Below are 19986 nucleotides of genomic sequence, written 5' to 3'. Positions count from 1 at the left end.
GTCGGGTGTGGACTCGTTGCTGCCTGCTTTCGACCCTTCCGGCGAGCCGTACTCCTTCACCGAGTTCGCGCCCGACGCGCTGAACGCGACGTGGGGCGCGTTGCGGGTGCACTCGCTCGCCTACCGACCCGACGACGACCTGGACGCCCGGCTGCGCGCGTGGCCGCTGCCGTCGACCGACGACCGGGACACCGCGGCCGTGGTGACCGTGCCCAGCCGCGACCTGACCGCGGCGGACGCGCTGGCGCGGCACGGTTTCGCGCCGTTGGTGGTGCTGGCCGCGCGACCGGCCGGACGGGTCGGCGTCCCCTCCGACGCCTTCTCCGGCGACGTCCGGCCGATGACCGGGGACGACGTCGAGGCGGTGACCGCGATCAACCTGGAGACCGTGCGGTACGACGGGCACTTCGGGATGGTCAACGAACGGCCGTCGACCGAGGGGGTGCTGCGCGGGCGGATCGCGGGCCTGCTGGAGCGGGACGAGCCGTGCTCGTGGGTGGCCGAGGTCGACGGGCGGGTGGTCGGGGCGCTGAACTACGACCTGCCGGGGCACTCCGAGTGGGTCGCGGGGCGGACGTCGGTGCGGCCGGTGGCCTACGTCGGGCTGCTGGGCGTGCTGCCGTCGTTCCGCGGCGGCGGGGTGGGCGGCGCGCTGGCCGCGGTGGCGCACGAGCGGTTGGACGCGGCGGGCGTGGGGGTGACGTTGCTGCACCACGCGGCGCCGAACCCCCGTTCGACGCCGTTCTGGTACTCCCAGGGCTACCGGCCGCTGTGGACGAGTTGGCAGCGGCGGCCCTGCTAGACCAGGACCAGTTCGCCCTCGGGCGTGTGCCGGCCCAGTTCCTCCTTCAGCTCGGCGCGGATGTGCTCCAGGCACCGGCGCGCGTTCGCCGCCGCGGTGTGCTGGGCCGCACCGCTGCCGACCGCCTCGCGCAGCACGAGCCAGACGGCGGCCTCGTCCTCCTGCACGGCGGTGAACAGCTCGCGGCGTTCCGGGAACGGGTGGAGGCCGATCTTCTCGGTGTGCGTGCGCAGCGCGTCCAGGGTGTCGTCGTCGAGCGTGCCGGTGCGGACGATGCGGTCGAGCTTCGCGGACAGGTCCACCGAGTTCAGCTCGGTGGTCGACAGCGGGCCGAAGTTGAGCACCGTGTTCAGGCCGTACTCCAGGTCGTCGGCGGCGGTGAGCAGTTCGCGCAGCCGGCGTCGTTCGGGCGAGGGCGGCGCGGGGTCGGGCGTCGACCGCCGCCGACCGCGCGCCCAGCCACCCAGCAGGACCCCGACGACGAGTCCGACGAGGGCGATGACGAATTCGCTCATGTGATCAGTCTCGGGGCTCCGCGACCCCCGACCCGCCCGATCCGCGACGGCGGGTCGATCCCGGCGACGAACGGTCGGGGCGACTTCGGTTGGACTGAACAGCGCAACCGGTCGGCGTGGCGAGGTGATCCGAACGGCCGCAGAGGGGAAGGTGGTGCCCGGCGGCGCGTTCCGCCGGTCGTCGTCCGGGCGGGTGAAACCCCGGTCCGGGCGGTACTCGCGCGGCCGGCCGGACCTCCTACCAGGCGGAGGGACGACCAGGGGGTTGGTTATGACGATCGTGATGGAACTGTCGGGACGCGCGCGGTCCATGCTGCGCGCGGTGGCGGCCGGCCGGGCCGAGCTGTCCGGTGGCAGCGAACCGGACCTGTACGTGGACGGACTGCCGTGCTGCGACCAGTCGGCGAGCCACGCGCTGGTCCACCAAGGCCTCCTCCGCCCCCGCTCCGCGGTCCGCTTGGGGGAGCGGGTCGGCGCGGAGCTGACGGAGGAGGGCAGAGCGGCCATCGCGTAACCCTCGAACATGTGTTCGACATGGGTTATGCTTGGCTCGGGGCCGGCACGCAAGCGAGAGGAAGCGCTTGCGCGTCGGCCCCATCTGCGTTTTCAGAGCGTGCCCCAGATGCCGACTGCGGCGCGGTAGTGCGCCGGTACCGCAGCGGGGCAGACCGGTGCGCGCACCTGAATCGCACGTCCCTGAAGTGCGCGGTACCTGTGGTGGAAGCGAAGCCGCGGCGCCAGGCGGAGCGTCAACTCGGACGGGCGCACCGTCATCAGGCAGCGGTCGAACAACACGTGGATGTCCGCGCAGAGGAGCAGTCCCTCGTCGAGGTCCGGCGCGCCGTGAGCGGTGGGCGCACCGAGATGAGCGGGCTTGAGCACTTCGGCCGGGCACTCCCCCGCGGCCGCGCACACCGCGCCGTGTCGCCGCAGCAACGCCGCGCGGAACCGAGGTCCCCCGACGCGCGTCGCGACGAGCCCCGCCGTGGATCCGGCGGGCGATGCCGACAGGCCCGCGTACGCCTGCCGACGCGGTGGCGCGACGGCCACGGGCAGCAGGCGGACGACGTTCGCCCGGTGGAGCGGGGTGATCGACTGCTGACGCGAGTCGTCCGTCTGCGCCGTTCGCAGGTCCACGACGCCGATCGGGCGGTCGAGCCGGCGCGAGGTGCCGCCGAAATGGGCGGTGCAGCGGGTGACGGGGATCTCGACATCGGCGTGATCGGCGAACTCCAACCGGCAGTTCTGGCAGAGGCACTCGGGCCGCTTGGCCTTACGCGTGAGACTCGTCCGCGCGCAGCGCGAGCACGTCGGCATAACCGCCGTTGACCTGGAAGTGCCGGTCCTCCCCGACCGACGACAACGACCACGCACCCACTGCACACCCCCGATGTCGGCAGCACGAACGGCACTACTCCGGGCAAGGACCCCGGGAATGCGAAGACCTCCGCCAGTAACCTGGCGGAGGTCTTCGGTGCTTCGCGTGGCGGGTAGAGGATTCGAACCTCTGTAGCTTTCGCGACGGATTTACAGTCCGCTCCCATTGGCCGCTCGGGCAACCCGCCCCGCTCCCGGTGGTGCCGGGTGCGGTGGAGAGAATACATAGGGCTGCCCGGGGGGTTGCAACCGGGTGGTCCCGGTAGGCTTTCGGACGGTTCCGGAGGGCTTCTACACGGAGGTGTTCGGCACGTGGCAGACCCGTCGTTCGACGTGGTGAGCAAGGTCGACCGGCAGGAGGTCGACAACGCCCTCAACCAGGCCTCGAAGGAGTTGGGAACGCGGTTCGACTTCCGCGGTACCGGGACGAGTGTCGCCTGGGCGGGTGAGGAGGCGATCACGTTCGAGTCCGAGACCGAGGAGCGGTGTCGGGCGGCGATCGACGTGTTCCAGGAGAAGTTGATCAAGCGCGGCATCTCCATGAAGGCGTTCGAGATCGGGGACCCGGCGGTGTCCGGGAAGGTGTTCAAGGTCACGGGGAACCTCGTGCAGGGCATCACGAGCGAGAAGGCCAAGGAGATCGCCAAGGCGGTCCGCGACGAGGCGCCCAAGGGCGTGCAGGCGCAGATCCAGGGCGACCAGCTGCGCATCTCGGGCAAGAAGAAGGACCACTTGCAGGACGTCATCGCCCTGCTCAAGAACCACGACTTCGGGATCGCCCTCCAGTTCACCAACTACCGATGAAGGGCATCGTCCTGGCGGGCGGCAGCGGCACGCGGCTGCACCCGATCACCCAGGCGGTGTCCAAGCAGCTCCTGCCCGTCTACGACAAGCCGATGATCTACTACCCGCTGTCGGTGCTGATGCTCGCCGGCATCCGGGAGGTGCTGGTCATCTCCACGCCCACCGACCTGCCGCTGTTCCGCCGGCTGCTGGGCGACGGGAGCCAGTTCGGCCTGGAGATCTCCTACGCCGAGCAGGCCCACCCCAACGGGTTGGCCGAGGCGTTCGTCATCGGCGCGGACTTCGTCGGCGACGACAGCGTCTCGCTCGTGCTGGGCGACAACATCTTCTACGGCCAGGGCTTCTCGCGGGTGCTCCAGCACCACGCGGCGAACCTCGACGGGTGCGTGCTGTTCGGCTACCCCGTCAAGGACCCCGAGCGGTACGGCGTGGGCGAGGTCGACGCGGACGGCAGGCTCGTCAGCATCGAGGAGAAGCCGGACCGGCCGAAGTCCAACAAGGCGATCACCGGCCTGTACTTCTACGACAACCAGGTCGTGGAGATCGCCCGCGACCTCGAGCCGTCGCCGCGCGGCGAGCTCGAGATCACCGACGTCAACCTGGAGTACCTGCGCCGGGGACGGGCCCACCTGGTCGACCTCGGCCGCGGCTTCGCGTGGCTGGACACCGGCACGCACGACTCGCTGCTGGAGGCGGGCCAGTTCGTGCAGGTGCTCGAGCACCGGCAGGGCGTGCGGATCGCGTGCCCCGAGGAGATCGCGCTGCGGATGGGCTTCATCACCGCCGACGAGTGCTACGCGCTCGGCGAGAAGCTCGCCAAGTCCGGCTACGGCCGGTACGTGATGAACGTCGCACGCGAGGTCCGCTAACCCCGGCGGGCGAGTTCCTCCAGCCGGCGCACCCGGTCCGCGATGGGCGGGTGCGTGGAGAACAGGCGCGAGAGGTGCTCGCCCGGCCGGAACGGGCTGGCGATCATCAGGTGGGACTGCGCGACCACCTGCGGCTCGGGCGCGAGCGGCGCGGCCCGGGTGCCGGCGTCCAGCTTGCGCAGCGCCGAGGCCAGCGCCAGCGGGTCGCCGGTGAGCTCGGCGCCCGACTCGTCGGCCTGGTACTCGCGCGACCGGCTCACGGCCAGCCGCACGATCGCCGCCGCCACCGGGCCGAAGATCGCGATCAGCAGCACCGCGAACGGGTTCGGCCGGTCCTCGTCGTCGCCGGAGAACACGCTGGCGAAGATCGCCAGGTTGGCCAGCATGCTCACCGCGGACGCGAGCGCGCCCGCCACGCACGAGATCAGGATGTCCCGGTTGTACACGTGGGACAGCTCGTGCCCCAGCACGGCGCGCAGCTCGCGCTCGTCCAGCAGCTCCAGGATCCCGGTGGTGCAGCACACGGCCGCGTTGCGCGGGTTCCGGCCGGTCGCGAACGCGTTGGGCGCCGCGGTCGGGCTGACGAACAGCCTGGGCATCGGCTGCCTCGCGGTCTGGGCCAGCTCGCGCACGATCCGGTACAGGGCGGGCTGCTCCACCTCGGACACCGGCCGCGCCCGCATCGCGCGCAGGGCCAGCCGGTCCGAGTTGACGTACGCGTAGACGTTCACGCCCAGCGCGAGCACCAGGCCGAACACCAGGGCGGTACGCCCGAAGAACGCGCTGACACCGGTGATCAGCGCGCCCATCGCGCCCAACAGGAGCGCGGTCTTGAGCCCGTTGTAGTGCTTGTGCACGGTGCTTCGCCTCCGCCGTTACGTCCTCTCCCTCAACGCGCCGGGCCTGCGCGTGGTTCCGGTACCGGGACGTGCCGGGCGGCCGGCGGCCTGCTCGGGCGCCGGTTCGGCGGCCGGGTCGAGCTCCGGCGGCGGCGGCACGTGCGCCACCCACGAGCCCAGGACGTCGCGCTCGTGCACCAGTTCGGCGACCGCGCCGGTGCCGTCGAGGGTGCCCGTGCCGGGGTAGGAGAAGTCCGGCGCCCAGTGCAGCGCGTCGAACGGGCAGGCCTCGACGCAGATGCCGCAGTACAGGCACTGGCCGTAGTCGATGGCGAACCGGTCGAGCACGTTGCGGGCGCGGGGACGGGCCGAGCCCGGCTGCTGCTCGACCTCGGTGTGCGAGTCGATGTGCAGGCACCAGTCGGGGCACTCGCGCGCGCAGATCATGCACACCGTGCAGTTGGCCTCCAGCAGCGCGATCACGCCGCGCGTGCGCGGTGGGAGGGTCATCGGTCTTCCCTTCTGGGTCCCCACGAGGGGTCGGGCACGCCGGGTGGCGCGGTGCGGCGGCGGCTCGGCGCGGACGTGCCGTCCTCGCCCGGTTCGAGCCGGCCCGGCCACGGGCGGACCACGCGCGAGGCGAGCACGAAGTCCTTGCGCAGCGGGTGGCCCGCGAACGAGTCCGACAGCAGCAGCCGGTCGACGGGGTGGTCCAGGGCGAGGCCGAACATCTCGGCGGCCTCGCGCTCGTGCCAGGCGGCGCCGGCCCACAGGTCGGCCACCGATGGCAGCGGCTCGTCGGCCAGTTCGGCGCGGATCAGCAGGCCCGCCGTGGTGGCCGGGTGCACGACGTGCAGCAGCACGGCGTGCACGCGGCCCGAGGCGCCCGGCCGGCCCGCGTCCTCGACACCGAGCCAGTCGAACATCAGGCAGCCCAGGGCGTGCGCGGTCTCGGCGGCCCGGCGGTAACCGGCGGCCGGCACGTGCGCGGTGGTCTGGCCGAAGGCCGTCTTCGCGGTGGCGTCCGGGATCAGCCCGGCCAGTGCGCGGGAGGTCACGACACCAGCCGGTGCAGCGCGGCGAGCCCGTCGAGCAGGGCTTCGGGGCGTGGTGGGCAGCCGGGTACCGCGACGTGGACGGGCAGCACCTGGTCGATGCCCTTGGTGACGCTGTACGAGTCCCAGTACGGGCCGCCCGTGTTGCTGCACGCGCCCACGGACAGCACGTAGCGCGGCTCGGGCATCTCCTCGTACGTGGCGATCACGGCGGGCAGCATGGCGTCCGTTACCGTGCCCGACACCACCAGCACGTGGGCCTCCCCCGCGGCGCGCACGGGGTCCACCCCCAACGCGGCCAGGTCGGGTTCGCCATCCAGGGCGGCCATGACCTCGACGCCGCAGCAGGCGAGGCCGAGGTCCATCACGGTGACCCGGTAGGTCGTACCCCAGTCGAGAGTGGAAACCGTCACATCCGATGAGGTTAATACGTGAGGCCCGCCAGGTCCCCCACCCGGCGGGCCCCAACCCCCCAAATTACTCCCCCACTGATTGCTCCCACGTGAACTCGCACCTGGTTGCAGGGATAAGTCTTCTACGGTTCCCGTATACCTGTCCACCCCGATCGCCAAGATCTTCGGATAATTTGTGCGCGAACTGTGGCCAAGTTCAGTACAACTAATCGGTAGAACATCTCGCCCTGACCCGAGAGGTGCCCATGTCAACGTCCAGCCAGTTGCTGCTCCCCGTCGGCAACCAGCTCAGCAGGCTCCTGCACGCCTCGCCGATGCTGATGGACACCACGTTCGACCAGCTCAGAACCCTGATCGCGGTGTACGAGACCCGATCGGCCCTGCGCGCGGCCCGGGTGCTCGGACGCGAGCAGTCCAGCGTGCAGAAGCAGGTCGACACCCTGAACCGGAACTTCCGGCAACTGTGCGGTGAACCGCTGGTCGTCAAGCAGGGCCGGGGAAAGGACGTGCTGATCACACCGACGGGTGAAGCTCTGGTGGAATTGGCGAAGACCACCCTGACGGACTGGCTGGATTCGATTCACGAGTGCCGGCGCAAGCTGGGCACCACGCTCACCGTGGGCACCACGCGGTTCATGCTCGACTCGCTGGCCAAGGCGTGGCACCACGTGGCGGACGACTTCCGGCAGCGGGACGTGGAGCTGAAGGTCGTGCACATCCGGACCCGGGACATCTGGTCGAAGCTCGAGTCCAAGGAGGTCGACATCGTCTGCGGCAGCGTCGTCACCCAGGCGGGTGGAGATTCCGGGTTCGAGGAGTTCGACGTGATCGAGTGGCGGCGCGGCGGGCTCGCGCTGCTGACCAACCTCCCGCCGCACCGGCTGGGCACCGCCGTCGGCACCGGCGAACTGCCCCGACTGCCGCTGGTCGTACCGGGCGACGGGCTGATCGCGGAGTTCCTGCGCGGGTGGTTCGGGCCGGACTACCGCAACGAGCTGGACATCGCGGCCGAGATCGACGAGATCCAGTACGGCATGTCGCTGCTGCGGTCGGGGCTCGTGGAGGGCTGCATGATCGTCACGTCCGGGCTGGGCGTGGTGGCCGCGAACAACGAGCTGCGCGAGGGGTCCGGGCTGCGCGTGGTGGAGCTGAAGAACGACCGGAAGCCGCAGCTGGAGCGGTTGGTCGGGGTCTTCGCCCGCAAGGACGAGCGGGCGAAGTTCCCGGCCGACCACCCGCTCAACCTGCTGTGGGCGGCGTTCCAGCGCGAGGTGGCCGACTAGCGCTCGGACTCGCGCTCCGCGCGGCCCTCGTTCTGACGCCGGGTGTCGCGCTTGCGCTGGGCCTGCTTGACCAGCCACTCCAGCCCGCTGAGCCTGCGGGGAACCTCCGGTGTCGTCCGCTCCACCTGGTCCTCCTGCTCCTGCCGCGGCGTCTGCTCTTCGAGGTCGTTCATGGCGCGCTCCCTACCTTGGTCGAGGGCGAGTGCCGTCGATCGGAGCACTAGCGCGGGCCGGCTCGCTAGCGCGATCAGCCCTATGGGTGACATGAGGCACCTGTCACGGGCTCGGTGGGTCCAAAGGGTGAACCTCCCTTGTGCGCACCGAGAGGAAGTCCCACCATGACGCTCCCCTTTCCCCTGCTCGACGACCCGGCCGCGCTGGCGCGCCTGGAGTGCTGGACCGAGCCGGTCTACCGCGACCTGATCGCGCTGGAACGCGGTGAGCTGGAGTTATCCGACTTCCGGTCGCGGTACGTCCGGCGGCGAGCGGTGCTGGTGCTCGACATCACCGGGTTCACCGAGGCGTCGGCGCGCGGCGCGGAGGCGGCGTTCCTGCGCATCCTGCACGTGCAGCGGGTGGCGGGCGCGGTGTTCCGGGACGGCGGTGCGGTGCTGGTGCGGGCGTTCGCGGACGACCTGGTGGCGCTGTTCGACTCGCCCGCGGCCGCGGTGGAGGCGGCGTTCGAGGCGCACCGGCGGGTGGCCGTGGCGAACGCGGTGCTGGACGTGCCGGACGCGCCGTCGTGCTGCGTGGGCATCGGGTACGGCGACGTGTACGCCATCGGGCCGAACCTCGCGATGGGGCACGAGATGAACCTGGCGTCGAAGCTCGGCGAGGACACCGCGTGCGCGGGCGAAACCCTGCTGACGTGCGCCGCGCACGCCGCCGTGTCGGCCGTCGGGTCGGCGGTCGGGTCGGCCGACGCCCGGACGTCGTTCGAGTGGCGCTCGACGCCCGGGCTGCCGCGGTACGTGGCGGCGCGGCGCTGACGGGTTCCCTAAGGGCGAGGGCGCGGGCCGGCCAGCAGGTCGCCGAGCTTGACGACGGCGAACTCCACCTGGGACTGGCCCTCCTCCCAGTTGGCGATCAGCTCGCAGCCCTCCTCGACCAGCAGGCCCCCGGCGGTCCGGTCGTCCTGGAGGTACATCAGGCCGTCCTCGCCGTCGGTGCAGTAGAAGCCCAGGTGGGCGCGCAGCGCGGGGTCCTCGACGGCTTCCAGCGCCTCCTCCCACTCCTCGGAGACCTCCGCCTCGTGGTCGACGAGGGATTCCGGGCCGTGGCCCAGTCCGAGGGCGACCCGGAGGGCGTCGTAGAGGGTGCCGTCGGAGGCGAGCACCGGGTAGGCGACCTGGCGCTTGTCGGCCCACTCCGGACCGGTGAGGTCGACGCCGTGCCGGTCGAGCAGCGGGGCGAGGTCGGCGCCGCGGATCAGGCCGGGCGTGAAGCAGGCGTTCTCGAGGTCGGCGGCGAACTCCGCCGGGAACGCGTCCCGCGGCCGGTGGAGCTCGAAGATCGAGGCGGCGGCGTCGAAGACGAGGGGCGACTCCCCGAAGTCCCAGACGACCGCCTCGGCGCCGCCCAGCGCCGCGGGCCGGAACCAGCCGGGGTCCCGGTCGTAGCCGATCTCGTTGATCATGTTGCCACCGAAGAAGGTGGCGTAGCGGGCGTCGGGGTCGAAGTCGCCCAGCGGGGCGTCGAGCAACACCTCGAAGGCCTCGGTCAACTGCTGCTTCCAGTCGGCAGCGCCGTTCGGATCACGCACCATGCGCGCACGCTAAACGAGCGATGATCTTGGTGCGGCACCGGGCCGTTCCCCGGTCGCCTCACAGCAGCCGGACGAGCTGCTCCCGTCCCGTGTCGGGGTGGCGCAGGACCAGCTCGTTGCCCGCGGCCAGTTGGGCGTCGAGGAACTCGTAGACGGAGATCGCCCGGTTCACGGCGTCGGTCTTGGACAGGCCGGTGCGCTCCTGGACGCGGCGCAGCTCCTCGGTCACCTTGGCGATCAAGGCGACGGTGATGCGCTCGGCCGTCGCCGTGCGCGGGGACTCGATCTTGTCCGATGCGGCCATGCCTTCCACCTCCTCGTGGCGAGCGTAGCGCATCGGACAGGGAATTACCATCAGATCAGCAGCAAATCGCTGCTTCCTGTGCTAGCTTCGGCGGTGTGACCTCGTTCCTGGGGTGATCGCGGTGCGGTCACCCCAGGTGCGCGGTCAACCGTCCGCTTCCTGTGGACCAGGTTGTCGGCCGTGTCGGAGGGGGTCAGTCATGTGGTGGCTGAAGAGCGAACCCCTGGGCCGCGCAGGCCTGGGGGGTGACATCCCTGGGAGGAACCCGTGTCCGAAGTCCCGGACCGCAGAATCGTGGAAGAGGCGACCGCCGCCGCCAGCCTGACCATAGATCTGGTCAACCTGGAGGCCTCGGCCGAGGTTTCGGTCGCCGAGAAGCACACCGGCTCGTTACTCCTGCTCACCTCGGCCGTGGCAATGCTCGCCGCAACCGTGTTGGGCGTCCCGCTGTCCGTGGTCACAATGGCAGGCGCAGGCCTGTCCGAATGGCTGATCACCACCGTGGCCGTCCTGGAAACGGCCGCACTCGTGACAATCCTGCTCAGGCTCTACCGCTTCCGAACGGAGTTCGACAACCGCACGGCCTGACCGGTGCACGGCCACAGCGCCCTTCCGGGCATGCTCCCGTGGGCACAACTGCTCGGATCGGATTCGGTCAGGCAGTGACCGGAAGGGCGCGCGCCGCAGCTCGGCACTGGGCACGAAGTGCTGTCAACGCCTGGTGATGCGGGCTGCGGGCGTTGTGCTCCAGGTTCAACGGCAACACCTCGTCGGTGATGAGGTGGTGTCCCCCTCCACCTGTGCAGCGTAGGGATCCAACCCGACCAGCACGAACCATCAGGCCCACGAACCCTGAACCCGCAGGCCCCCCTTGACAAACGGCACCCTATTTCTCGACCTCAAGAATTTTCGGAGTTCTTACACCAAGCTCTTCACGTGCAACTTCAAGGAATTTCTTGCGGTACCTACCGGCGAATTCCCGACGAAGGTTGATGTCACGTTCGTAGCGCACCAGTTCTTCCGACTCGTGCGGAGCCTCTGGAAACAGTGGCCACGTTCGACGTAGTTCGTCGGTCTCCCGGACACAACCCCTCAAGAAGCTGAGCATTTCGACCGAACAAATCAACTGAATCTCGGAGACCTTCCCGCTCAAAGCGGAGAACTGCCGCCGAGATTCACCGAACAGCTCTCGGCACTCCGCCGCACTTCTTACGATCGCAAGACGCGCGAGTCCGTGTTCGAAATCGCGTAAACTTTTCAGATAGTCACCATAGATACGCACCTTTACCTCTCGCCATCGAACAGCATGATCATGAGCGAGTCGGACAGATTCGGCCTTTACATCTCTTTGCCAACGAATCTCCTCGCGATTTCGCTCGCGCCAAGAGTTTACAAATTGTGCGAGAATCGGACCACTGGCACCGATAAGTGACGCCACTACTGCCGCAGACAGGGCCGCCCAAAGGGGGAGTTGAACGTTGGACATTCGACCAAGATAGCGGGTTCGAAGGCAAGTCGACGGGCAGTTGATGACGTCGATCTGCCGCTGCTTACAGGCTGAGTATGGACGTGATCCTGACACGAAAGCCCTCGGGCGAGGTGCAGAACACCGCGGACGTGGTGCGGTTGCCGGTGCCGGCCAGGTTGGAGGACGCGCAGGCGCCTGGTCCCGGAACTAGGCTGGGTGTGTGGAGCCGGTGAGCGATCGACCCCAGGTCGCTCCCTTCACCCCGGGTTCCGCCAAGGCTGCGTTGTTGGTGGCGTGTGAGGGTGCGGGGATCGAGGCGGGTGACGCGGAATTGGTGCGGCTCGGGGAGAACGCCCTGTTTCACCTGCGTCGGAGCTCGCTCGTGGTTCGGGTTGCTCGTGGGATGGAGCACTGGGAGGACGCCACCAAGGAAGTCGCCGTGTCTGCTTGGTTGGCCGAGTTGGGGATTCCGGCGGCCCGCACCGCCACCGGTATCGGGCAACCCGTGGTGGCGGATGGGCGACCGGTGACGTTCTGGGCCTTCCTGGACGGGCGGAACGCTGGGAGGGCGGATGTCCGGGCCTTGGGCCAGGTGCTCCGTCGGGTGCACGCGGCTAAGGCTCCCACAGGGTTCGCGCTCCCCCGGCAGAATCCGCTTGAACGGGTTTCGGAGCGGATCGCTTCGGCTCCGATTCCGTTGGCGGACAAGGACTTCCGAGAGCAAGATGACGACATGGATCATGCAGAACGTCCATCACAGCGATGACATCACGCGCGAGTACCGGGTGCGGATGGGTACCTTGCGCGACCGGTCCGGGCTTGGGGCCTGGCGGGCGTTCTGATCTACGCCACGCGCGATAGGAGGACGGCCGTTAGTCAGCGCCCCCGCGGCGGTCACCATGCCGATGAACGCGCATGTTCTCGGTGATGTCGCTGCGGGGCCGATCGCTTGGGCCGCGAACAGGCGCGTCTCGGTGGCGCGGTCCAAGTCGCGGAAGCCGTGTGAGGCCTCGCCTGCCGGTTCCTCCGCGTTGAAGATCCACTCGGGTTCCTCGTCCGGGCGGTGGCGTTCGAAGGCTTTTTTCGGCCAGGCTGAAACTCGGCGCCGTGGCCGCTGCCGGCCAGTTCTCGGGCCTCCATCGCGAGGAACATCGACCGGACCGCCAGGGTTGCCACTCCGGCGGTTGCGATCCGGGCGGTGCGGGCCAGTGGGATCGCGTCGTAACCTGCCCAGGTAGTTCAACTGGTTCAGGATTGCCTGGGTGGCTGGGCGCCAGAACGGATCTTCTCGTCGGCACGCGAAGTGTCGCCGAACCGGGAGCCGGTGATCACCTGCGGCGGGACCTCCAGTGCCTACCCCGTGGTCGCCAGTCGTGACTGGTCTTCCCGTGCGCGACGGACAGCCAGCCCAGCAGGTGCACGGCGGCCGCGGGGCCGGGAGGGTCTCGGAGGCGGCGCTGTGGTTTCCGGTGCCGACAGGCTCTGCCAAGGAGAGTTCGAACCGGTAGAGAGCCCTTCAGCGTGCACTCGGCGAACCCCCTCCATGATCCAAAGTTGCCTCAAGGAGCGCCGCAATACCAGAAAAGACTTCGTCGAACGTTAGAATTGTCACATCTCGCAGCCCGGTTCGAAAGAGCTCGAAAGACCGCCGCTGAGTGGGACTGAGACCTTCCCGCTCCTGGTTCCCGATAATTACAAAACAGGCCGGACCAACCGGGTTCACGTGACGCAACGATTCCGAGTTTGCATTGATATGCGCTATCTCGCGCATCAGCGAGTGCCGACTCTCCAGCACCTGAACCACAGCCCCCGCGAGTTCGCGGCTAGGCGAGTACACGTTTCCGCGGTACTTGGATTTCGCCATCAACCGGGTTGTTGGCGTCTTGATTTCAACACATGCCACGTTCGCACCGTAGACGACGAGGAAATCCAGTTCGCTTCCGCCCGTATCCCACCCCCTCCCCCCGACGAAACACTTGGACTGTAGCCGGTACGAACGACCGCCAAGGCTGGGCAACAAGCAAACGGGGAAGTCGGTGAACAGCTTCTGCCAGAACTCTTCGACACTGTTTCCCTGGTTCGCCTGCCATGCCTCCAGCACCATCGCCAGTGGGCTCTTTTTGGCCTGCACGGGCTGCTCGACCTGCCTCCTCCTGGAATTCTCTTTGAAGCCGATCAGCACCTCCGGGGAAAACTTCTCCGGATAACGATCGACAAGCGCGTGGTGAGTAGGGCAGAGCAGAAGCAGGTTCGACAGTTCATCAGACCCGCCCGCCGAGTGGTCCGACGGGGAGCGCGGACCATCGGAGCCGAGCGCATAAATGTGAGCCAATTGAAGCAGCGGGAGGGTCTCCTCGTCCCACTGACGTTGATCACAATCGGGAAAGTTGCATATCCCCCCAGATTCCAAAAAGACCCGCCTTCTGACTTCTGCGGCCATTCTTCGACGGGAGGGAGAATTGAGTTCCACTACTTGATTCCCGTTCTCTTGCGATATTCCGGATTCAGACAGTGCAGGACAGGGGGTAGCGATCGACGGACATGATGGCCTGCGGTTTTCACGCGCCCGTCGTCCACTGGAAATGCGCGCTCACTCACTGGAACGAGGATGCCGCAGGACACCGTTGGCTCGCCCGCCTCCTACGCTCTCCAAAGCACGGTCGCAGACACACTCAGTCGTATGGATGATGTTCGCTCAAAGACAGGCGTACCGAACGGCACCTCCGCGTAGCGCAACTTGCGACAACATGCGCGGGTCACCGGATCCGGCTTGTGGCAGGCACGGTCACCGCTGGGCGCAGACCTCGTCAATCGTCGCCACGCTGCGGCGTCGGCCTGGCTCGCGGCCGGGGTGTAACCGACAGGAAGGCCCCCGGTGTCGATCTTGCCGGGGGCCTTCGCTGTTCCGTGCATGTTCCGTGAGAGGTGGCAGAGCGCCGCAGTAGGTGACGGTTGCTCACTTTGCCCAGGCGGGGGCGAACGAGTGTTTGTGCTGCCCAGAAGGCATACAAGCGTTCCACCAGCACCAAACACCGATGTCCGGAGTGTCCGGTTCTAGTCCCGGAGTTCCATGGTGCAGCACTTCGGGCCTCCGCCTGAGGCGCGGAGTTCGGAGATGTCCACGGGGATCGGGGTGAAGCCCCTTGTGGCGATTTCTTCGGCCAGGGTGGTGGCTTCCTTGGGGAGCACCACGTTTCGGCCGTCGGAGACCGCGTTCAGGCCCAGGCAGGCTGCGTCTTCCTCGGTTGCCAGGATCGCGTTCGGGTACAGGCGGTCCAGGACTTTTCGGCTTCCTGGGGAGAAGGCGTTCGGGTAGTACGCGATCACGTCTTCCGACAGCACGAACAGGGCCACGTCCAGGTGGTAGTAGCGCGGGTCCACCAGGTGCAGGCCGATGACCGGGACGCCGAGGACCTCCTGGGCTTCGGCGTGGGCCAACGGGTCCGTGCGGAAACCCGTGCCGGCCAGGAGGTGGCGGCCGGTCCAGGTGAAGTCGCCCTCCGCCTCGTTCGTGCGTTCCGGCATCACGACGTCCGTGTAGCCGTGTGACAGGAACCAGCGGCGGTAGTGGTCGGCCTCGGCGGCTCGTTGGGGGGCTCGGAAGCGGGCGCCCAGGACCTTTCCGTCGATCACGGTGCCCGAGTTCGCCGAGAAGACCATGTCCGGCAGGCCGGGTACCGGGTCGATCAGGTCGACCTTGTGGCCCAGGTTCTCGTAGGTCTCCTTCAGGGCCGTCCACTGGGCTACGGCGAGCGCCGTGTCCGTCGGCCTGGACGGGTCCATCCACGGGTTGATCCGGTACTCGACCGTGAAGTGCTCCGGGGCGCACATCAGGTAGCGGCGGGTCGTGGGGACGCGCTCGGACGGCAGGTCCAGCACGATCGAGGCTTCGCCGGGGAGGGCAACCGTGGTCATGGATCGAAATGTAAATCAGGGTCTGACCAGCGAACAACGCCGCGATATTGCGTCATGTAGGGCAGAATGTTGCGTGTGGACTCCATCGACCAGCGAATCATTTCTTGCCTCATGGCCAACGCGCGGTCCAGCTACGCGGACATCGGCAAGGAGGTGGGGCTCTCGGCGCCCGCGGTGAAGCGGCGGGTGGACCGGTTGCTCGACGCGGGTGTGCTGCGCGGGTTCACCGCCGTGGTGGACCCCGAGGCGCTCGGGTGGGGCACCGAGGCGCTGGTGGAGGTGCACTGCCGCGGCAACGTGACGCCCGGCGACATCCGGCAGCGGTTGGAGCCGATGGCCGAGGTGATGGCCGCCTACACGGTGTCCGGCGCGGCGGACGCGATCGTGCACCTGCGCGCGGCGAGCATCCACCACCTGGAAACCGCGCTGGAGCGGTTGCGGGCGATCGAGATCATCGATCGCACGGTGTCGACCGTCGTGCTGTCCCGACTCCTGGACCGGCCGCCCGCGCCCTAGGGTCGTACCCCATGGCCGAGGTCCGACTGGAACGCGACGACCGTGTGGCGGTCGTCACCGTGCACGATCCCGACAGGCGCAACGCGCTGACCCTCGAACTGTCCGCGGCGCTCGCCGACGCGGTCGCGGAGTGCGAGCGGGACGCCCGCGTGCACGCACTGGTGGTCACCGGAACGCCGCCCGCGTTCTGCGCCGGCGCCGACCTCACCGCGCTGGGCGAGGCGCGCGAGGAGGGGCTGCGCAAGATCTACGCGGGCTTCCTCGCGGTGGCCGGCTGCACGCTGCCGACGATCGCCGCGGTGGGCGGCGCGGCGGTGGGCGCGGGGCTCAACCTGGCGCTCGCGTGCGACGTCCGACTGGTGGGTCCGAAGGCCCGGTTCGACGCCCGGTTCCTCCAGCTGGGCATCCACCCCGGCGGCGGCATGACGTGGATGCTCCAGCGCCTCGCCGGACCCCAGACGGCGACCGCGATGACGCTGTTCGGGCAGGTCCTGGACGCGGACGGCGCGGTGCGGCACGGGCTCGCGTGGGACCGGGTGGACGGCGGGCACGACGAGCTGGTCGCCTCCGCGGTGGAGTTCGCCCGGGCTTCGGCCGAAGCCTCGCGCGACCTGGTGCGCACGATCAAGGCGACGATGAGGACGACGGCCGCGACACCGGCGCACGCGGACGCCGTGGGGATCGAACTGGCGCCGCAGGCGGAGTCGATCGGCACCCCGGAGTTCCAGAACCGGCTGGCAGCGATGAAGGCCAGGATCAGCGGCCGGGACTGACCTGGACAGCCGGCGGGCTTACCTGTAACTTCCGGTAACAGTTACCGGTGGGTACACGCCGGCCGGTCCCGGACACCCCGGCGCGACAAGTGGAACGATTCGTCCCGGCCTGTGGAACGGCCGCAACCGTCGATTTAGCGGGCACGACTACCCTCGGCACAGGGGGTGGGGAACAGCGAGTTCCTCAGGGCGTAGAGAGGGATCGGCGGAGGAATGACTACCGACGTTGGTAACGGCGCCGCGCCAGGTGGCACCGAGGTCCGCAAGCTCGACCGGGTGGTGATCCGGTTCGCGGGCGACTCGGGTGACGGCATGCAGCTCACCGGCGACCGCTTCACCTCGGAGGCCGCGGCGTTCGGCAACGACCTCGCGACCCTGCCGAACTTCCCGGCCGAGATCCGGGCGCCACAGGGGACGCTGCCCGGCGTGTCGAGCTTCCAGTTGCACTTCGCGGACTACGACATCCTCACTCCCGGTGACCGGCCCGACGTGCTGGTGGCGATGAACCCGGCCGCGCTCAAGGCCAACATCGCGGACCTGCCGCACGGCGGGATGCTGATCGTCAACACCGACGAGTTCACCAAGCGCAACCTGACCAAGGTCGGGTACGCGGCCGACCCGCTGGAGGACGGCTCGCTCGAGGCCTACCAGGTGCACAAGGTCGCGATGGCCACGCTGACCATCGGCGCGCTCGAGGACACCGGCCTCGGCAAGAAGGACGCCGAGCGCGCCAAGAACATGTTCGCGCTGGGTCTGCTGTCGTGGATGTACCACCGGCCGACCGAGGGCACCGAGCGGTTCCTGCGCGAGAAGTTCGCCAAGAAGCCCGACATCGCCGAGGCCAACGTGCTCGCGTTCCGCGCGGGCTGGAACTACGGCGAGACCACCGAGTCCTTCGCGGTCACCTACGAGGTCGCGCCGGCCAAGCTGAACGTCGGCACGTACCGGCAGATCACCGGCAACACCGCGCTGGCCTACGGGCTCGTGGCGGCCGGTCAGCAGGCGAACCTGCCCGTGGTGCTGGGCACGTACCCGATCACGCCGGCGTCGGACATCCTGCACGAGCTGTCCAAGCACAAGCACTTCGGCGTCACCACGCTCCAGGCCGAGGACGAGATCGCGGGCATCGGCGCGGCGCTGGGCGCGTCCTACGGCGGCGCGCTGGGCGTGACGTCGACGTCGGGCCCGGGCATCGCGCTGAAGTCCGAGACCATCGGCCTCGCGGTGATGACCGAACTGCCGCTGGTCGTCATCGACGTGCAGCGCGGCGGGCCGTCGACCGGTCTGCCCACCAAGACCGAGCAGGCCGACCTGTTGCAGGCCATGTACGGCCGCAACGGCGAGTCGCCGGTGCCGATCGTGGCGCCGCAGTCGCCCGCCGACTGCTTCGACGCCGCCCTGGACGCGGTCCGGATCGCGCTGAAGTACCGCACGCCGGTGCTGCTGCTGTCCGACGGCGCGATCGCGAACGGCTCCGAGCCGTGGCTGATCCCGGACGTGGAGGCGCTGCCCGACCTGACCGTCGAGTTCGCGAGCGAGCCGAACGCGCCGGACGGCTCCGGCGAGTTCTGGCCCTACCTGCGCGACCCGGAGACGCTGGCGCGGTCCTGGGCCGTCCCCGGCACGGCCGGTCTCCAGCACCGCATCGGCGGCCTGGAGAAGGGCGACGGGCACGGCAACATCTCCTACGACCCGGCCAACCACGACTTCATGGTGCGGCTGCGGCAGCGCAAGATCGACGGCATCGAGGTGCCCGACCTGACCGTGGACGACCCGTCCGGCGAGGCGAAGGTGCTCGTCGTCGGCTGGGGCTCCTCCTACGGGCCGATCGGCGCCGCCGCCCGTCGGGTGCGCAAGCTCGGCCTGCCGGTCGCGCACGCCCACCTGCGGCACCTGAACCCGTTCCCGCGCAACCTCGGCGACGTGCTGGGGCGCTACGAGCGGGTGATCGTGCCGGAAATGAACCTGGGCCAGCTCGCGTTGCTGTTGAGGGCCAAGTTCCTCGTCGACGCCATCAGCTACACCAAGGTGCAGGGCCTGCCCTTCAAGGCGGAGGAGTTGCAGGACGTGCTCGCCGACGTGATCAAGGGAGTGTCCGCGTGACCGCGATCGACCTCGGTCTGCCGGGCTCGGGGGGTCTCCTCGGGGTTCCGACCACCGACGAACCGCAGAAGGCGAAGGACTACAAGTCCGACCAGGAAGTCCGCTGGTGTCCCGGGTGCGGCGACTACGTGGTGCTCAACGCCGTGCAGTCGTTCCTGCCGACGCTCGGGCTCAAGCGCGAGAACATCGTGTTCATCTCGGGCATCGGGTGCTCGTCCCGCTTCCCGTACTACATGAACACCTACGGCATGCACTCGATCCACGGGCGCGCGCCGGCCATCGCGACCGGCCTGGCCGTGGCGCGGCCCGACCTGTCGGTGTGGGTGGTCACCGGTGACGGCGACGCGCTGTCCATCGGCGGCAACCACCTGATCCACACGTTGCGGCGCAACGTGAACCTCAAGATCCTGCTGTTCAACAACCGGATCTACGGGTTGACCAAGGGCCAGTACTCGCCCACCTCCGAGGAGGGCAAGGTCACCAAGTCGACGCCGCTCGGCTCGCTGGACCACCCGTTCAACCCGGTGTCGCTGGCGCTGGGCGCGGAGGCCACGTTCGTCGGGCGCGCGGTGGACTCGGACCGCAAGGGGCTCACCGAGGTGCTGCGACAGGCCGCCGAGCACCGCGGGTCGGCGCTGGTCGAGATCTACCAGAACTGCCCGATCTTCAACGACGGCGCGTTCGACGTGCTCAAGGACGCCGACGAGGCCGCGAAGCGGATCATCAACGTGGTCGACGGCGAGCCCGTCACGTTCGGCGCCGGCGGCGAGTACGCCGTGGTGCGGGACGGGTTCGGGCTCGCGGTGGCGAAGACGTCCGAGGTCGCGCCGGGTGACGTCGTGGTGCACGACGCGGCCGACCTGAACCTGGCGTTCGCGCTGTCCCGGCTCTCGACCCAGGACCTCCGGCACACCGTGACGGGCGTGTTCCGCAAGGCCGAGCGGACCACGTACGACGACGCGGCACGGGCCCAGGTCGACTCCGCGAAGGCGGAGCGGCAGCCCGACCTGCGGTCGCTGCTGCACGGCAAGGACACCTGGACCGTGGTCGGCTGACCTACGTTCCGCTCGCGGAAGGGCCCCTGTCCCGGGACAGGTGCCCTCGGCGTTCGTGGAGCTGGAGCGGATCCCGTTGACGCCCAACGGGAAGGTGGACAAGGCCGCGCTGCCCGCGCCGGAGGTGAAG

The 19986-nt window shown here is 69.0% G+C and carries 24 protein-coding genes and 1 tRNA gene; 12 read left to right on the top strand and 13 right to left on the bottom strand.

Features of this window, described 5'->3' with window-relative positions; translation table 11 throughout:
• Window positions 1-7 precede the first annotated feature (7 nt).
• On the top strand, window positions 8-802 hold the full coding sequence (locus tag AB0G50_RS20755) for a GNAT family N-acetyltransferase (RefSeq protein ID WP_360110932.1): 795 nt from the start codon (window positions 8-10) through the stop codon (window positions 800-802).
• On the opposite strand, the gene AB0G50_RS20750 is transcribed toward AB0G50_RS20755, so the two are convergent.
• The gene (locus AB0G50_RS20750; RefSeq protein ID WP_360110929.1) at window positions 799-1317 is read right to left on the bottom strand and encodes a hypothetical protein; all 519 of its coding nucleotides are present in this window, start codon (window positions 1315-1317) and stop codon (window positions 799-801) included. The two genes, AB0G50_RS20755 and AB0G50_RS20750, sit on opposite strands and share 4 nt — an antisense overlap.
• Window positions 1318-1588: 271 nt before the next feature.
• Here AB0G50_RS20750 and AB0G50_RS20745 point away from each other — a divergent pair, with 271 nt between their 5' ends.
• Window positions 1589-1831, top strand: coding sequence for a hypothetical protein (locus tag AB0G50_RS20745; RefSeq protein WP_360110926.1), 243 nt, complete (start codon window positions 1589-1591; stop codon window positions 1829-1831).
• Between the two features lie 92 nt (window positions 1832-1923).
• On the opposite strand, the gene AB0G50_RS20740 is transcribed toward AB0G50_RS20745, so the two are convergent.
• Together AB0G50_RS20740 and AB0G50_RS20735 are read right to left on the bottom strand one after the other, a co-directional pair.
• Entirely contained in the window at window positions 1924-2553 is a 630-nt protein-coding gene (locus AB0G50_RS20740) for an HNH endonuclease (protein WP_360110923.1), read from the bottom strand.
• A gap of 248 nt (window positions 2554-2801) precedes the next feature.
• A tRNA-Tyr gene (locus AB0G50_RS20735) sits at window positions 2802-2882 on the bottom strand.
• A 124-nt stretch (window positions 2883-3006) separates the two neighbouring features.
• On the opposite strand from AB0G50_RS20735, the gene AB0G50_RS20730 reads away from it, so the two are divergent.
• Together AB0G50_RS20730 and rfbA are read left to right on the top strand one after the other, a co-directional pair.
• Window positions 3007-3498 (top strand): YajQ family cyclic di-GMP-binding protein, encoded by a 492-nt coding sequence (locus tag AB0G50_RS20730; RefSeq protein WP_360110920.1) that lies wholly within the window; start codon window positions 3007-3009, stop codon window positions 3496-3498.
• Entirely contained in the window at window positions 3495-4367 is an 873-nt protein-coding gene (rfbA, locus tag AB0G50_RS20725) for a glucose-1-phosphate thymidylyltransferase RfbA (protein WP_360110917.1), read from the top strand. Before AB0G50_RS20730 ends, rfbA begins: the two co-directional genes overlap by 4 nt.
• Here the strand turns inward: rfbA and htpX are convergent.
• The 4 genes from htpX to nuoB are packed head-to-tail and all read right to left on the bottom strand — an operon-like array spanning window position 4364 to window position 6674.
• Window positions 4364-5224, bottom strand: a complete 861-nt coding sequence (htpX, locus tag AB0G50_RS20720) for a zinc metalloprotease HtpX (protein ID WP_360110914.1) — start codon at window positions 5222-5224, stop codon at window positions 4364-4366. The two genes, rfbA and htpX, sit on opposite strands and share 4 nt — an antisense overlap.
• 18 nt (window positions 5225-5242) lie before the next feature.
• On the bottom strand, window positions 5243-5716 hold the full coding sequence (locus AB0G50_RS20715; RefSeq protein WP_360110911.1) for a 4Fe-4S binding protein: 474 nt from the start codon (window positions 5714-5716) through the stop codon (window positions 5243-5245).
• Window positions 5713-6264 (bottom strand): NADH-quinone oxidoreductase subunit C, encoded by a 552-nt coding sequence (locus AB0G50_RS20710; protein WP_360110908.1) that lies wholly within the window; start codon window positions 6262-6264, stop codon window positions 5713-5715. Before AB0G50_RS20710 ends, AB0G50_RS20715 begins: the two co-directional genes overlap by 4 nt.
• Window positions 6261-6674 carry an NADH-quinone oxidoreductase subunit NuoB gene (gene nuoB, locus AB0G50_RS20705; protein ID WP_360110905.1) on the bottom strand — a complete coding sequence of 138 codons (414 nt, stop codon included), beginning with the start codon at window positions 6672-6674 and terminating at the stop codon, window positions 6261-6263. Before nuoB ends, AB0G50_RS20710 begins: the two co-directional genes overlap by 4 nt.
• A 245-nt stretch (window positions 6675-6919) precedes the next feature.
• Between nuoB and AB0G50_RS20700 the strand changes: the two genes are divergently transcribed.
• Entirely contained in the window at window positions 6920-7957 is a 1038-nt protein-coding gene (locus tag AB0G50_RS20700) for a LysR family transcriptional regulator (RefSeq protein WP_360110902.1), read from the top strand.
• Here AB0G50_RS20700 and AB0G50_RS20695 read toward each other — a convergent pair.
• The gene (locus AB0G50_RS20695) at window positions 7954-8130 is read right to left on the bottom strand and encodes a hypothetical protein (protein ID WP_360110899.1); all 177 of its coding nucleotides are present in this window, start codon (window positions 8128-8130) and stop codon (window positions 7954-7956) included. The two genes, AB0G50_RS20700 and AB0G50_RS20695, sit on opposite strands and share 4 nt — an antisense overlap.
• A 165-nt stretch (window positions 8131-8295) precedes the next feature.
• Between AB0G50_RS20695 and AB0G50_RS20690 the strand changes: the two genes are divergently transcribed.
• Window positions 8296-8946 carry a hypothetical protein gene (locus tag AB0G50_RS20690; RefSeq protein WP_360110896.1) on the top strand — a complete coding sequence of 217 codons (651 nt, stop codon included), beginning with the start codon at window positions 8296-8298 and terminating at the stop codon, window positions 8944-8946.
• 8 nt (window positions 8947-8954) lie between these two features.
• On the opposite strand, the gene AB0G50_RS20685 is transcribed toward AB0G50_RS20690, so the two are convergent.
• The gene (locus AB0G50_RS20685) at window positions 8955-9722 is read right to left on the bottom strand and encodes a hypothetical protein (protein WP_360110893.1); all 768 of its coding nucleotides are present in this window, start codon (window positions 9720-9722) and stop codon (window positions 8955-8957) included.
• A 58-nt stretch (window positions 9723-9780) separates the two neighbouring features.
• Window positions 9781-10026: a hypothetical protein gene (locus tag AB0G50_RS20680; RefSeq protein WP_360110890.1), complete on the bottom strand. Its 246-nt coding sequence runs from the start codon at window positions 10024-10026 to the stop codon at window positions 9781-9783.
• 267 nt (window positions 10027-10293) lie between these two features.
• Here AB0G50_RS20680 and AB0G50_RS20675 point away from each other — a divergent pair, with 267 nt between their 5' ends.
• A complete protein-coding gene (locus AB0G50_RS20675; protein WP_360110887.1) occupies window positions 10294-10614 on the top strand; it encodes a hypothetical protein in 321 nt (106 codons plus the stop codon).
• A gap of 298 nt (window positions 10615-10912) precedes the next feature.
• Here the strand turns inward: AB0G50_RS20675 and AB0G50_RS20670 are convergent, their stop codons facing one another.
• Window positions 10913-11512: a hypothetical protein gene (locus AB0G50_RS20670; protein WP_360110884.1), complete on the bottom strand. Its 600-nt coding sequence runs from the start codon at window positions 11510-11512 to the stop codon at window positions 10913-10915.
• 202 nt (window positions 11513-11714) lie between these two features.
• Between AB0G50_RS20670 and AB0G50_RS20665 the strand changes: the two genes are divergently transcribed.
• A complete protein-coding gene (locus tag AB0G50_RS20665) occupies window positions 11715-12260 on the top strand; it encodes a phosphotransferase (protein ID WP_360110881.1) in 546 nt (181 codons plus the stop codon).
• Between the two features lie 750 nt (window positions 12261-13010).
• Here the strand turns inward: AB0G50_RS20665 and AB0G50_RS20660 are convergent.
• Window positions 13011-13934, bottom strand: coding sequence for a Shedu anti-phage system protein SduA domain-containing protein (locus tag AB0G50_RS20660; protein WP_360110878.1), 924 nt, complete (start codon window positions 13932-13934; stop codon window positions 13011-13013).
• Between the two features lie 614 nt (window positions 13935-14548).
• Window positions 14549-15409, bottom strand: a complete 861-nt coding sequence (gene ddaH / locus AB0G50_RS20655; RefSeq protein WP_360110875.1) for a dimethylargininase — start codon at window positions 15407-15409, stop codon at window positions 14549-14551.
• 75 nt (window positions 15410-15484) lie between these two features.
• Between ddaH and AB0G50_RS20650 the strand changes: the two genes are divergently transcribed.
• The 4 genes from AB0G50_RS20650 (at window position 15485) to AB0G50_RS20635 (ending at window position 19856) form a co-directional block, all read left to right on the top strand.
• Entirely contained in the window at window positions 15485-15925 is a 441-nt protein-coding gene (locus AB0G50_RS20650; protein WP_360110872.1) for an Lrp/AsnC family transcriptional regulator, read from the top strand.
• An 11-nt stretch (window positions 15926-15936) separates the two neighbouring features.
• Window positions 15937-16698 carry an enoyl-CoA hydratase gene (locus AB0G50_RS20645; RefSeq protein ID WP_360110869.1) on the top strand — a complete coding sequence of 254 codons (762 nt, stop codon included), beginning with the start codon at window positions 15937-15939 and terminating at the stop codon, window positions 16696-16698.
• A gap of 213 nt (window positions 16699-16911) precedes the next feature.
• On the top strand, window positions 16912-18801 hold the full coding sequence (locus AB0G50_RS20640) for a 2-oxoacid:acceptor oxidoreductase subunit alpha (RefSeq protein WP_360110866.1): 1890 nt from the start codon (window positions 16912-16914) through the stop codon (window positions 18799-18801).
• Entirely contained in the window at window positions 18798-19856 is a 1059-nt protein-coding gene (locus AB0G50_RS20635; RefSeq protein ID WP_360110863.1) for a 2-oxoacid:ferredoxin oxidoreductase subunit beta, read from the top strand. The genes AB0G50_RS20640 and AB0G50_RS20635 overlap by 4 nt, the downstream gene beginning before the upstream one ends.
• Window positions 19857-19986: the final 130 nt, after the last annotated feature.

Origin of the sequence: Actinosynnema sp. NPDC020468, from assembly GCF_040642015.1 — a bacterium.
Lineage (GTDB): Bacteria > Actinomycetota > Actinomycetes > Mycobacteriales > Pseudonocardiaceae > Actinosynnema.
The sequence above is the reverse complement of the archived record's forward strand: the minus strand, read 5'-3'. Positions and strand labels throughout refer to the sequence as shown.

Excerpts from the sequence above, each read along its gene's own strand:
- AB0G50_RS20750 (WP_360110929.1), bottom strand. The coding sequence starts at position 1,317 with ATGAGCGAATTCGTCATCGCCCTCGTCGGACTCGTCGTCGGGGTCCTG.
- AB0G50_RS20745 (WP_360110926.1), top strand. The coding sequence starts at position 1,589 with ATGACGATCGTGATGGAACTGTCGGGACGCGCGCGGTCCATGCTGCGC.
- rfbA (WP_360110917.1), top strand. The coding sequence starts at position 3,495 with ATGAAGGGCATCGTCCTGGCGGGCGGCAGCGGCACGCGGCTGCACCCG.
- AB0G50_RS20715 (WP_360110911.1), bottom strand. The coding sequence starts at position 5,716 with ATGACCCTCCCACCGCGCACGCGCGGCGTGATCGCGCTGCTGGAGGCC.
- AB0G50_RS20700 (WP_360110902.1), top strand. The coding sequence starts at position 6,920 with ATGTCAACGTCCAGCCAGTTGCTGCTCCCCGTCGGCAACCAGCTCAGC.
- AB0G50_RS20695 (WP_360110899.1), bottom strand. The coding sequence starts at position 8,130 with ATGAACGACCTCGAAGAGCAGACGCCGCGGCAGGAGCAGGAGGACCAG.
- AB0G50_RS20690 (WP_360110896.1), top strand. The coding sequence starts at position 8,296 with ATGACGCTCCCCTTTCCCCTGCTCGACGACCCGGCCGCGCTGGCGCGC.
- AB0G50_RS20685 (WP_360110893.1), bottom strand. The coding sequence starts at position 9,722 with ATGGTGCGTGATCCGAACGGCGCTGCCGACTGGAAGCAGCAGTTGACC.
- AB0G50_RS20680 (WP_360110890.1), bottom strand. The coding sequence starts at position 10,026 with ATGGCCGCATCGGACAAGATCGAGTCCCCGCGCACGGCGACGGCCGAG.
- AB0G50_RS20670 (WP_360110884.1), bottom strand. The coding sequence starts at position 11,512 with ATGTCCAACGTTCAACTCCCCCTTTGGGCGGCCCTGTCTGCGGCAGTA.
- AB0G50_RS20660 (WP_360110878.1), bottom strand. The coding sequence starts at position 13,934 with ATGGCCGCAGAAGTCAGAAGGCGGGTCTTTTTGGAATCTGGGGGGATA.
- ddaH (WP_360110875.1), bottom strand. The coding sequence starts at position 15,409 with ATGACCACGGTTGCCCTCCCCGGCGAAGCCTCGATCGTGCTGGACCTG.
- AB0G50_RS20645 (WP_360110869.1), top strand. The coding sequence starts at position 15,937 with ATGGCCGAGGTCCGACTGGAACGCGACGACCGTGTGGCGGTCGTCACC.
- AB0G50_RS20640 (WP_360110866.1), top strand. The coding sequence starts at position 16,912 with ATGACTACCGACGTTGGTAACGGCGCCGCGCCAGGTGGCACCGAGGTC.